The organism is Martinezella sp. CNPSo 3795 (assembly GCF_057784475.1).
Window position 1 is genome coordinate 699907 of the sequence record NZ_JBXSOQ010000001.1, and the last position, 12446, is coordinate 712352.

The window sequence follows — 12446 nt, forward strand, 5'->3', positions numbered from 1 at the left end:
CTTGTGGGGGAGATGTCCCGAAGGGACAGAGGGGGGTATTCTCCCGCGCACCGTCATCCTCATTCCGCCGCCATCATCAGGCTTTCAAGCGCAATGAAGAGCGCGCCATCCTCGTTGCGGACGGGAATGGTCCTGACCTCGCCCTGGTCGGCGCCAAGCGCCTTGCCGGTTTCGAGCGAGATCACCCAGTTGTGCAGCGGGCAGGTCACCGATGCTCCATGAACGATGCCCTGACTGAGTGGCCCACCCTTGTGCGGGCAATGATCCTCAATGGCGAAGACCTCGTTTTCGGCGGTGCGGAACACGGCGATCTTGCCCTCAGGGGTTTTCACGCAGCGTGCGCCGCGCAGCGGAATGTCCGAGATATCGCCGATTGCATGCCAGATTTCCTTTGGCCAGGTCGTCATATCCATCTCCTCACTCGGCGGCCTGCGGGAAGCCGACCGTCGCCATCGGCTTGAACTCGTGCTTGTCCTTGCCGGAGACACGCTCCGACCAGGGATCGACCTGGGCGAATTTCTGGCTGAAAACAAAGCGCTCGTAATAAGCCTTGCGCTTTTCGGCATCACCCATGATCTGGCGGCGGATCTCATCGAGGCCGATGCGCTTGGCCCATTTGTAGATGCGCTCGAGATAGCGGGCCTGCTCACGATACATCTGCGTCAGCGCCACGATATGCTCCAGCGCCTCGTCCTCGGTCTTGACGAGGCCCAGAACTTCCGTGCCCTTGATATCGAGGCCGGCGGCACCGGCGAAATGGATTTCGAAGCCGGAATCGACGCAGATGACGCCGACATCCTTGCAAGTCGCCTCGGCACAATTGCGCGGACAGCCGGAAACCGCCATCTTCACCTTCGCCGGCGTCCATGAGCCCCACATGAATTTCTCGATGCGGATGCCGAGACCGGTGGAATCCTGCGTGCCGAAGCGGCACCAGTCGGAGCCGACGCAGGTCTTCACCGTACGCAGGCCCTTGGCATAGGCTTGCCCCGAGATGAAGCCAGCCTTGCCGAGATCGGCCCAGACGGCGGGCAGATCCTCCTTCTGTACGCCGAGAAGATCGATGCGCTGACCGCCGGTCACCTTTACCATCGGGATTTCGAACTTGTCGACGACGTCGGCAATCGCGCGCAGCTCGTTCGAGCTGGTGACGCCGCCCCACATGCGTGGCACCACGGAATAGGTGCCGTCCTTCTGGATGTTGGCATGCACGCGTTCATTGATGAAGCGCGACTGGTAGTCATCGGCATATTCGTCCGGCCAATCGCAGACGAGGTAATAGTTCAGAGCCGGGCGGCACTTGGCGCAGCCGCAGGAGGTCTTCCACTCAAGCTCCTGCATAACGGCAGGAATGGTCTTCAGTCCCTTGGCTTTTATCAGCCTTCTGACATCGTCATGGCCGAGCTCGGTGCAGGTGCACATCGGTTGGACGGCGGCAGGGTTGTAGCTGTCGCCGAGCGTGATCGACATCAATTGTTCGACAAGGCCCGTGCAGGATCCGCAGGAGGCTGAAGCCTTCGTGTGGGCGCGCACGTCGTCGAGCGATGTCAGGCCCTTGGCCGTGATGGTCGAGGTGATCTTGCCCTTGCAGACGCCGTTGCAGCCGCAGATTTCCGCATCATCCGGCAAGGCTGCAACGGCCGCCATAGGGTCCAGCGGTGACCCTCCCTGATAGGCCTGACCGAAGATCAGGGTATCGCGCATCTCAGAGATATCCACCGCCTTCTTCTTCAGGTCGTTGAACCAGGCGCCGTCGGCGGTCTCTCCGTAAAGCACCGTGCCGATGATCTTGTTGTCCTTCAGCACGAGGCGCTTGTAGATGCCGGCCGCCGCGTCGCGCAGGACGATCTCTTCGCGATCGTCGCCATCGGCGAAGTCACCGAGCGAAAACAAATCGATGCCCGTGACCTTGAGCTTCGTCGGCGTGTCCGAGTGTACGAAGGCGGCGCTCGTATCGCCGGCCAGATGCGAGGCGGCGACACGCGCCATCTCGTAGAGGGGGGCGACGAGGCCATAGACCATGCCGCCGACTTCGGCGCATTCGCCGAGCGCCATGATCGAGCCATCCGAGGTCTGCATGCCGTCATCGACGACGATGCCGCGGTTGACGGCGATGCCCGCTTCCTTGGCAAGGCCGACATTGGGACGGATCCCGACGGCCATGACGACGAGCGTGGCCGGGATCACCCGTCCATCATCGAGTTCGATCCCCTCGACCTTGCCATCACCGATGATCGCCTTGGTATTGGCCTTGGTGATGACCTTGATGCCGCGCTCCTCGACCGCCTTTTGCAGGAGATAGCCGGCGGCCGGATCGAGCTGGCGTTCCATCAGAGTCGGCTGCACATGAAGAACGGTCACATCCATACCACGCAGGCTAAGCCCAGCGGCCGCTTCCAGACCGAGCAGGCCGCCGCCGATGACAACGGCCTTTTCGCGTGACTGAGCCGCAAGCAGCATGGCCTGCACGTCGTCCAGATCGCGATAGGTGATGACCCCGCGCAATTCCTTGCCCGGAACCGGAATGATGAAGGGGACGGAGCCGGTTGCGATGACAAGCTTGTCGTAGCTCTCCGTCACGCCGTGATCGGAGGTGACCGTCTTTGCCGCCCGGTCGATGGCGACGATCTTGTGTCCCTTGTAGAGCGTGATGCCGTGCTTGATGTACCAGCCGTCGCCATGGATGATGATCTGCTCGTAGTCCTTCTCGCCTGACAGCACCGGCGACAGCATGATGCGATCGTAATTGACGCGCGGTTCGGCGTTGAAGATCGTGACCTGATAGAGGCAGGGCGCCTTTTCCAGCAGATGTTCCAGCATGCGCCCTGGCGCCATGCCATTGCCGATGATGACGAGTTTCTGGGTCATGGTATCACTCCGCGGCTTCGACGAAGCGGTGGCGTTCGTAGAGGAACTTCAGCACGGCCTCGCGGCATTTGAGGTAGGTTCTATCGGACGCAAGCTCGATGCGGTTGCGCGGCCGCGGGATCGGCACTTCAAGGACATCGCCGATATGAGCGGCCGGGCCATTGGTCATCATGACGATGCGGTCGGAGAGCAGCACTGCCTCGTCGACATCATGGGTGATCATCACCATCGTGCTACCGAGGCGGGCGTGGATTTCCATGACGGCATCCTGAAGATGGGCGCGGGTGAGCGCATCCAGCGCGCCGAAGGGCTCGTCAAGCAGCAGGATCTTTGGCTCCATGGCGAGTGCGCGGGCAATGCCGACACGCTGCTTCATGCCGCCTGATATTTCCGAGGGACGCTTGTCCTTGGCATGGGCCATCTGCACGAGATCGAGGTTGCGCATGACCCAGTCATGACGCTCCGCCTTGCTCTTCGTGCCGCGGAATACCTTCGAGACAGCGAGATTGACGTTCTCGTAAACGCTGAGCCAGGGCAGCAGGCTATGGTTCTGAAAGACTACGGCGCGATCCGGACCTGGCGCGTTGACTTCCCGGTTCTCAAGCAGCACCGCACCGGCGGAAACCGGCGTCAGGCCGGCAATGAGGTTCAAAAGGGTCGACTTGCCGCAGCCGGAGTGGCCGATGATCGACACGAACTCACCCTTGTCGATGACGAGTTCGATGCCCTTCAGAACTTCGGCGCGCTGGCCGCCGCGGTCGAAATATTTGTCGATATGATCGAGCTTCAGATAGGCGCTCATTGGGTTCTCCTCAATTGCTCGTCATGCCGCGGGTCACGACGGCACCGAGGCCTGCGACCAGGCGGTCGAGGACGAAGCCGGTGATGCCGATGTAGGCGAGTGCGACGATGATGTCGGGCAGACGCGAGGAGTTCCACGCGTCCCAGATGAAGAAGCCGATGCCGACACCGCCGGTCAGCATCTCGGCGGCAACGATTGCAAGCCAGGAAAGCCCGGCGCCGATGCGAAGGCCCGTGAAGATGTAGGGAGCGGCCGCCGGCACCATGATGCGGAAGAAGAATTCGATCTGGTTTAGCCGCAGCACCTTGGCGACGTTGCGATAGTCCTGTGGAATGTTGCGAACGCCGACTGCCGTGTTGATGATGACAGGCCAGATCGAGGTGATGAAGATCACGAAAATCGCCGACGGGTTGGAATTCTGGAAGGCCGCGAGCGACAGCGGCAGCCAAGCAAGCGGCGGGACGGTACGCAGCACCTGAAAGATCGGGTCGAGACCGCGCATCGCCCAGACCGATTGTCCGATCACCGCACCGATCAGCACGCCGGCAACGGCGGCAAGGCCGAAGCCATAGGCGACGCGCTGCAGCGAGACGAGCACGCGCCACGCAAGCCCGATATCCTGCGGCCCGTTATAGAAAAAGGGGTAGACGATGAGGTCGTAACTGTCCTGCCAGACCTGCGAAGGCGGCGGCAAGCTGGCACCCGCCTGCTCACAGAGCAGCTGCCAGATAGCGAGCAGAAGCACCAGGACTACCAGGGGCGGCAGGGCGTTACGCAAGACCGAGACAGCGATACGACCTGGATTGATGCGCCGAGCCGGGCGGGCCGCCAATGTCACGACATCGCTCTTTGCGGGAGCAGGCGCTTGCGCAACGGCAGCTTGCTGTTTGCGGGCGGTTACGGACATTGAACGAATCCTTTTTGGAAGAGAGTGCCGAGCCTCATGACGCCACCTTGATCGAGAGGCTTTCGAGGTAGGCAGTGGGATTTTCGGGATCGAAAACCTTGCCGTCGAAGAAGGTTTCCTTGCCGCGCGAAGTCGATGCGGGAATGTCCGACGCGGCAACGCCGAGATCCTTGGCGGCATCGCGCCAGATGTCCTGGCGGTTCACCTGGCCGACCAGCGTCTTGATATCGGTATCGGGAGCGAACTTGCCCCAGCGAATGTTTTCGGCGATGAACCAGGCGTCATGGCTCGGATAAGGATAGGAAACGCCTCCCTTCCAGAACTTCATGTAAAGATCGGTGCCCTTGGCGATCCGGCCGTTGCCGTAGTTGATGTCGCCCTTGAGGCGGCCGAGCACGTCCTTGGGCGGCACGTTGAACCATTGCCGCTTGCCGAGAATGGCCGCCATCTCCTCCTTGTTGTCCATGCTGTCGCACCATTGCTGGGCTTCCATGACCGCCATCAGCAGGGCCTTGGCCGCATTCGGATTCTTTTCGATCCAGTCTGCGCGCATGCCGAGCGCTTTTTCCGGGTGGCCCTTCCAGATTTCGCCGGTCGTACAGGCGGTAAAGCCGATCCCCTGATTGACGAGCTGCTCGTTCCAAGGCTCGCCGACGCAGAAGACGTCCATGTTGCCGACCTTCATGTTCGCCACCATCTGCGGCGGCGGTACGACGATGGTCGAGACGTCCTTGTCGGGATGGATGCCGCCGGCCGCCAGCCAATAGCGGATCCAAAGATCATGCGTGCCGCCAGGGAAGGTCATGGCCGCCTTGATCTCCTTGCCCGCGGCTCTTTTCGCATCGAAGGCGGCTTTCAGCTTGGATGCGTCAAGCTGCACACCGGTTTCCGCATATTCCTTTGCAACCGAAATGCCCTGGCTGTCGTAATTGAGACGGGCGAGGATCGCCATCGGCACGGCTTGGTTGTTCTGCGTTACCTTGCCCGTGTGCATGAGGTAGGGGAGCGGTGAGAGGATGTGGGCGCCGTCGATGCCGTTTGCCGCCCCGCCGAGCACGAGATTGTCGCGGGTTGCACCCCAGGAGGCCTGCTTGGCCACATCGACGTTGGAAAGGCCATGCTTTTCGAACAGGCCTTTTTCCTTGGCAATAACCAGCGGTGCGGCATCCGTCAGCGCGATGTAGCCAAGCTTGACCCCCGACACTTCAGGTCCGGCGGTTGCTGCAAAGGCGCCGGAGGGGAGAGCGGTCCTGACGGCGCCGATCAGGGCTGCCGTGGCGGATGTCTTCAAAAGGTTTCGGCGCGTAATACCACCGGAAAGGATCTTCTTCACTTGCAGTTTCCCCTTGTTTTGCTCGTGACGCGTGGATTTTGGACATAAAAAAAACGCCGCTCGGTTGATGCAGCCCGGGACAGGAAAGGAATCCTCGGGGCAAGAACCTTGCGACGTCGATGTCTTTGCGAGCGCGTTTTCCGCGCATTGCGTGCTTCGATCGCCGTTGATCGAAGCGAAATTGAATAAGCAAGCCGCGTGCCAGTTTTTCACGGCGCGATCATAGCATTGTAATTGCTCGATTATTCAGGAAGATGGTTCGAAGGCCGCTGTGCGGGCAGTTGCGATTTCTGCAAATATTTTGAGCGGATGCCGCTCGCCGGCTTTTGATCCTGCGTTTATTCTGTGCAGCGCAGCATGCCTTGAGGCTAGATGTCGTCGCTCAAAGACTGCGTCGCGCTTGTCGTTTTCACGGCAAATCCGGCGACATAGGCGGCGATCTCCGCTGGATCGAAAATATGGCCGTCCATGAAGCGGTCGCCATCCCTGCCGCCCTCGATACGGATATCGGCATCGTCGGGCGACGCCTCGCTGCCGAGTGCCAGCCGATAGAGATCGGAACGGTAGGCCGAGGCTGCCATCTTCATGTTCTGCTCGGAAAATGCGCTTTGCCCCCAGCGTATCATCTGGCTGAAGATCCAAAGTGCCTGGCTCGGGCGCGGATAGTTGGCAAAGCCGCCATGGAAACTGAAATACCTGTCGATGATGCGGCGATGGCCTCTGGCATCAAGGTTGAATTCGCCTGCCAGCACATGGCGGATGATGTGTACAGGTGCCGCAATATAACGCTGATCGGCAAGCGCTTCGGCAAGGGAATCGTGATTTTCCGGCCGATCACACCAGCGCGCAGCTGCGTCCAGCGCCACGATAAGGCGCGACACGGTTTCCGGATGGTTTTCGGCCCATTCCGGGCGCATGCCGATCACCTTTTCGGGTGCGGAGGGCCAGATATCCTGCTTTGCTGCGACGATGCGGCCGACGCCTCGTTCGGATGCGACCATGTTCCAGGGGGCGCCGACGCAGAAGCCATCGATGGCGCCGGCGGCGAGCGCATCGGATGTGAGAGGCGGCGGCACGACGACGAGCTTCACGTCCCGGTCCGGATCGATGCCGCCGGCGGCCAGCCAATAGCGGAATTCGTAATTATGCGACGAGAAGGGATAGGTCATGCCAAGCGTCGGCGGCTGCTCCCCGCGCGCCTTCATGGTATCGACCACCTTCGCAAGCGCCTGCGAATTTTCCAGTGCGCTTGCCTGATCGCACAGGCCTGTTTCTTCGCACATGCGGTCGAACAGCCGCGTCGATAGCGTGATGGCATTGCCGCCACAGCCGAGAGAGAATGGCGTAATCGTGGGCGAGGGGTTTGAGCCGAGCCCTAGCATCGCTGCGACCGGCATCGGCGAGAGCATATGGGCGATGTCGAATTGGCGAAAGGCAAGACGGTCGCGGACATTGGCCCAGGAGACGTCCTTGACGAGATCGAGGGCGATCCCCTCCTTGCGGGCGAAACCGAATTCCGCCGCCGCAATCAGGACAGAAGCATCGACGAGCGGAATGAAGCCGGCGCGCAGTATGCGCGGGCCTTCGCCGGCAATCTGGGCAGGCGCCGAAGGATTGCTGTCACCCGCCTGTTGGGCTTTGGCGGAACGGGTTGCCTGCGCTCTCATATTCACTCCGATGCCTCCCCTCTCAAGGCGACGGACAAGATGGGGCTCGGTACGCTCACATCAGCAACCCCGCTGCCGTCACAACGCTTTGCGCGATCTCGGACATCTTCTTCTTCTCGTTCATGGCCGTCTGTCGCAGCAGCGCGAAGGCTTCCTCTTCCGAAAGGCCGCGCATCTTCATCAAGATTCCCTTGGCCCGCTCGACGATCTTGCGTTCTTCAAGCGCAGACTTGGCGTCCGCCAATTCCCGCTGTAGCCGGCTGAAGGCATTGAAGCGGCTGACGGCCATATCGAGGATCGGCTTGACCCGCTCCTTCTTGAGGCCGTCGACGATATAGGCTGATACGCCGGCCTCGACAGCCGCTTCGATCGAGGCGGTGTCGGAACGATCGACGAACATGGCGATTGGCCGCCCTACCGTCCGCGTCAGCTGAAACAGATGCTCCATCATGTCGCGGTTTGGATTTTCGAGATCGATGATAATGACGTCGGGACGCAACGTCTCGATCGTGCGTGCGACGCCCTGCACTTCATGGATGACCGTCACCCGCGCATGACCAGCCTCCCGCAGCCCCTCTTCGATAATCGAGGCGCGGATCGTGTTTTCATCGATCACAAGAATGGTCAGATCGAGACGGCTCATTGCATCTTTATGACGCAACGCAGCAAGGCGAACAAGTGTTGTTCGCTGAAATATTGGGCGACTTTAAAAATCGCCTAAATATTGGGCTGCCTCGACCTGTTCTGGCTATTTCCTCATCAACGCTGCCAATAGGCGGCGATGCTGAAAGTGCCAGGATCCCTGGCGATCTCGCTCTTGACGAAAGCGCGGACGGCACGCGCCTGCTTCTGTTCGCAGGCGACCCAGACAAAGGTTTTCGGATCGGCCGCAGGCACGATGTCGCGCAGGATGCGTTCAAGCGTATCCGTCGTCCCGGCAGCGGCATCATTGCGATGCAGCCAGGTGACATTCATCGATGCGCTTGATGTCAGCGGCTGCTCTTCTTGTTTGTCGGCGACCTCAAGAAGGATCCGCAACTCGGCATTGGCAGGGACGGAGGCTGCGATGCGGGCGATGGCCGGCAGCGCGGTTTCGTCGCCGGCGAGAATGAGCTTGCGTGCTGTCGGCACGCCGCCGCCACCGGGGCCGATCAGGCCGGCAGGATCGCCGGGGCGAGCAGTCAACGCCCAGGTCGCTCCCGGCACATCGTCGCCTTCATGTACGACGAAATCGATATGCATCTCGCCGCGGTCAAGATCGATGCTACGGATCGTATAGGCGCGGATGGTCAGCGCATCATCGCCCTTCGGCCAATGGATGCGGCCGTCCGGCTCCGTATGCGGCCAGACCGGCTCGCGGCCTTTCGGCGGAATGAGCAGGCGCGCATGCAGGCCGCCCTCGACGAAATGCCTGGCATCATCAGTCGCAACGACGACGCGGCGCATGTGCGGAGTGATATCGTAGGCATCGACGACCCTGATTTCGCGGAAGTTCGGTATGGCTGATGGTTGCGGGCCGTCGGCCCAATCGAGGGCGAGAGTGTTGCTGGTGGAGAGTTCGAACAGGTTTTCGGCGACCATGCTGCGGATCGTGAAGAGCATGGCTGCCGTCGGGCAACGTAGCTTGATGTCGAGACGATCCTTGCTGACGGCGATGTCGGCGCTGCCGATGACGGTATCGAGGCGGGCTCCGGCCTCACTTCTCGTGATGGTGACATGTTCGGCAAAACGCGCGCAGAACTGATCCAGCAATTGACCGGCATCCTTGTGGGTCGCCACGCCGGAAGCGGTGAAATCCCTTGAATGCATCATTTTTTCGTCTCCTTGCGGGTCAGGAACCAGATGAGATAGGGCCCGCCAATCAGCGCCGCGAACAGACCGACGGGAACCTCATAGGGAAAGATCACAATGCGCGACAGCCAGTCGGCCAGCACGAGCAGCATGGCGCCAAGCAGCAAGCTCGCGCCCAACTGTTTGAGGGTGCTACGAAAGCCTATGAGACGCCCAAGATGCGGTGCGATCAGCCCAGTCAGGCTGAGCGGGCCGACGAGGAAAGAGGGGATCGCAGTCAAGATGGCCGCAAGAACCGCCAGAGTGAGGCGGCTTGCCGCAACCGAGAGGCCGACGGAGCGCGAAACGTCGCCGCCGAGCGGCAGCACATCGAACCATCGCCTCAGGATCGGCAGGATCGGAACGAGAAGCACAAGCGAAATGACGCCGGTCCAGGCTTCGAAGGAACCGGCCCGATTGGTGGAGCCCGACAGCCAGGTCAGCAGGAGATAGGCGCGCAGATCGCCGCGTGAGAGAACGACAGTGACGATTGCCATGCAGAGGGCGCCAATGGCGACGCCCGAAAGCAGCAGTCGCTCGGGGTCGAAGCCGCCGCGCGCGCTGAATGCCATCATGGCAAGGAATGCAATCAGCGCGCCGATCGTCATTGCGGTGATCGTGACGACGGGGGAGGGGAATGCAAAGAGCAAGAGTGCAATCGTCAGGCCCGCACCGCCGCCGGCGCTCACTCCCAGGATCTCGGGGCTTGCGAGCGGATTGGCGGTGAGGCGCTGCATGATGAAGCCGGCTGCGGCGAGCATCGCGCCCGCAGTTGCCGCAACGACGGTGCGCGGCAGGCGGAAAGGCAGAAGTTCCCGAAACTGGCTGCCGATCGCTACGTGCCAGCCATCGAAACTGCGCCCGACCGACAGAACAATGAGGATCAGAAGAACGAAGCCGAGTGCGAGCAAGGCAAGCGCTCGTCCCAGTGCTGCAATCGTCAGCCGCGCGCGAGGACCGTCAACGGCGCGCAGCGCATTGCCGGAATGCAGGCGCCGCAGAAGCAGCAATAGGAGGGGGCCGCCAAGGAGCGCGGTCGCTGCTCCCGTCGGGGCAAGGTCGGTGAACCCCGGCGAGAGGAGCTGCACCAGGCAATCCGTCAGGAACAGCAAGCCGGCGCCGGCGATAGGGGCGGCGATCAGCAGGTGCTGCGTGCGCCGCGCGCCGCAGAATCTGGCGATGTAAGGTGCGGCAAGCCCAAGAAAGCCGATGATGCCGACCTGCGCCGTCACCGAAGCCGCCAGCCAGACGGCAAGCGCCAGAATGGCGAGGCGCATGCTGTGCAAGGCAAGGCCGAGGTTCTTGGCGCTGCTGTCGTCCAGGCTCATCACCGTCAGAGGGCGGACCAGTACCAATGCGGCTGCAAAGCCGATGATCAGGCGCGGCGCAAGCGTGATGACGCCGTCCCAGTTTTGCTGGTTCAGCGCGCCCGCGCCCCAGATGAAGACGGACATGGCATATTCGCCGCGCGCGAGAATGATGGTGACGCTAAGTGCGGTTGCAACCAGCGTCACCATCATGCCGCATAGCGCCACCGTCACCGGGTCGAGACCACGCCTCCAGCTCAATGCCAGAACGATCAGGACCGCAGCAAGCCCGCCGACAAAGGCAGAGATCTCCCGCGGCAGGCCGATCAGCAAGGGAAAGAGCCCGACAGCGATCGTCATTGCCAGCTGCGACCCGGCGGCGATCCCGAGCGTCGAGGCGTCGGCGATCGGATTGCGCAAGACTCTTTGCAGCAAGGCGCCCGAAAGGCCGAGAGCCGCACCGGCTATGATTGCGATAGCCGAGCGCGGCAGCAGGCTATCGGTGAGCAAGATATGGTTGAGTGCGGCTGCCTCGCGTACATCAGCGGCAAGCTGCGGCCGCAGCAAGAGCAGAGCTGCAAAAGCAAGGATGCAGAGAGTGGCGAGCAGAGCACCGTTGCGTGCCAGCGATTTGCCTTGGGCAATCACAGGCCGATCAATCATTCCATGCACGGTTGAGGCCTCCTGCAAGGAGATCGGCGAAGCGTTCTGCCGCCGGCAGCGCACCATAGGGATTGATCGAGCCGAGCATGAGGACACGACCTTGCCGTACCGGCGGAAGCGCATTCCAGAATGCGCTTTGCTGGAGTTCCGCCAGAGCTTCGGCCGGATGCGGCGGGATGAGGACGATCCATGCATCCGGCATGGCGGCTAGCCGTTCGATGCCGACCGGTGCGGTTGCCGAATAACTCGTCAAATCCGGCCAGGCATTGGTTAGGCCGGTGCGGGTGAGAACTTCGCCGAACATGCTATCGGAACCGAAGACGCGAAAGTGCCTGGCGTCGCCCAGATTGATCGGCAGGATCGGCCGGTGATCGCCCTTGCTGAAACTGACGCGATAGGCTTCGAGTTTTTCGCGCATTGCATCGACGAGGGTGCGACCTGTCATAAGTCCGAGCCGTTCGCCGATCGCAAGGGTTGCCTGTTCCGAAAGCCGGTAAGGGCTGGCTCCGGGTTGATAAATGGCGTGGCTCTCGACCGGTGCGATCAGCCGCATGCGATCGTCGGCCCAGGTATAGAAATTGGAATTGAAGATCAGATTTGGCCGGGATGCATAAAGGGCTTCGAAGTTCGGCGTGCCGCGCAGCCCGAGATCGGCAACGCCCGCGGGAATGGCCGGGGTCACGGCAACGTCGCGGAATTGCAGTAATTCGGTGCCGGCAACCACATTTGCGCCGATCGCCAGCAGGGTTTCCAGAATGGCCCAATCGAGCGTCGCCACACGCGGGCTCGCCGCGGCGCGCGCCGGCGTCACGCCGGCGATCGCACTTGCGCCTGCCATCGCAATGAACTCTCTTCGAGACAGCTTATGAGCGTTTCCTGCTGTCATTGGAAATAGCTGACCAGGCTGCAGCACTGTGACTGGGCAAGCATCCCTGCGCCGACGCGGTAAATTCGCAGCCACTGCGTCGTCATGCGTAAGCGTTGCCTTCGTTTTGAAACGAGTTAGAGGATTGCGTTGCGGCAATCCCCCGGTTCCTTGCCATGATTGAAAATAAAAGTATACCTTAAT

The 12446-nt window shown here is 61.4% G+C and carries 10 protein-coding genes; all 10 read right to left on the reverse strand.

Annotated features, from left to right (window positions below; genetic code table 11):
- Positions 1–59 precede the first annotated feature (59 nt).
- Positions 60–407: a nitrite reductase small subunit NirD gene (gene nirD / locus AC13QY_RS03240; RefSeq protein ID WP_113390390.1), complete on the reverse strand. Its 348-nt coding sequence runs from the start codon at positions 405–407 to the stop codon at positions 60–62.
- 10 nt (positions 408–417) lie between these two features.
- Positions 418–2868, reverse strand: coding sequence for a nitrite reductase large subunit NirB (gene nirB, locus AC13QY_RS03245; protein WP_113354356.1), 2451 nt, complete (start codon positions 2866–2868; stop codon positions 418–420).
- Positions 2869–2872: 4 nt separating this feature from the next.
- The gene (locus AC13QY_RS03250; protein WP_145634040.1) at positions 2873–3670 is read right to left on the reverse strand and encodes an ABC transporter ATP-binding protein; all 798 of its coding nucleotides are present in this window, start codon (positions 3668–3670) and stop codon (positions 2873–2875) included.
- A 10-nt stretch (positions 3671–3680) separates the two neighbouring features.
- Complete coding sequence (gene ntrB / locus AC13QY_RS03255) at positions 3681–4577, reverse strand: nitrate ABC transporter permease (RefSeq protein ID WP_113333168.1); 897 nt, start codon at positions 4575–4577, stop codon at positions 3681–3683.
- 34 nt (positions 4578–4611) lie between these two features.
- On the reverse strand, positions 4612–5910 hold the full coding sequence (locus tag AC13QY_RS03260; protein ID WP_145634042.1) for a CmpA/NrtA family ABC transporter substrate-binding protein: 1299 nt from the start codon (positions 5908–5910) through the stop codon (positions 4612–4614).
- 368 nt (positions 5911–6278) lie between these two features.
- Positions 6279–7577, reverse strand: a complete 1299-nt coding sequence (locus AC13QY_RS03265; protein WP_269244776.1) for a CmpA/NrtA family ABC transporter substrate-binding protein — start codon at positions 7575–7577, stop codon at positions 6279–6281.
- A 55-nt stretch (positions 7578–7632) separates the two neighbouring features.
- The gene (locus AC13QY_RS03270; protein ID WP_069614611.1) at positions 7633–8220 is read right to left on the reverse strand and encodes an ANTAR domain-containing response regulator; all 588 of its coding nucleotides are present in this window, start codon (positions 8218–8220) and stop codon (positions 7633–7635) included.
- 116 nt (positions 8221–8336) lie between these two features.
- Positions 8337–9389, reverse strand: a complete 1053-nt coding sequence (locus AC13QY_RS03275; RefSeq protein ID WP_145634045.1) for a siderophore-interacting protein — start codon at positions 9387–9389, stop codon at positions 8337–8339.
- On the reverse strand, positions 9386–11377 hold the full coding sequence (fhuB, locus tag AC13QY_RS03280) for a Fe(3+)-hydroxamate ABC transporter permease FhuB (protein WP_488492749.1): 1992 nt from the start codon (positions 11375–11377) through the stop codon (positions 9386–9388). The genes AC13QY_RS03275 and fhuB overlap by 4 nt, the downstream gene beginning before the upstream one ends.
- Positions 11370–12215, reverse strand: a complete 846-nt coding sequence (locus AC13QY_RS03285) for an ABC transporter substrate-binding protein (protein WP_233788582.1) — start codon at positions 12213–12215, stop codon at positions 11370–11372. The genes fhuB and AC13QY_RS03285 overlap by 8 nt, the downstream gene beginning before the upstream one ends.
- Positions 12216–12446 lie beyond the last annotated feature (231 nt).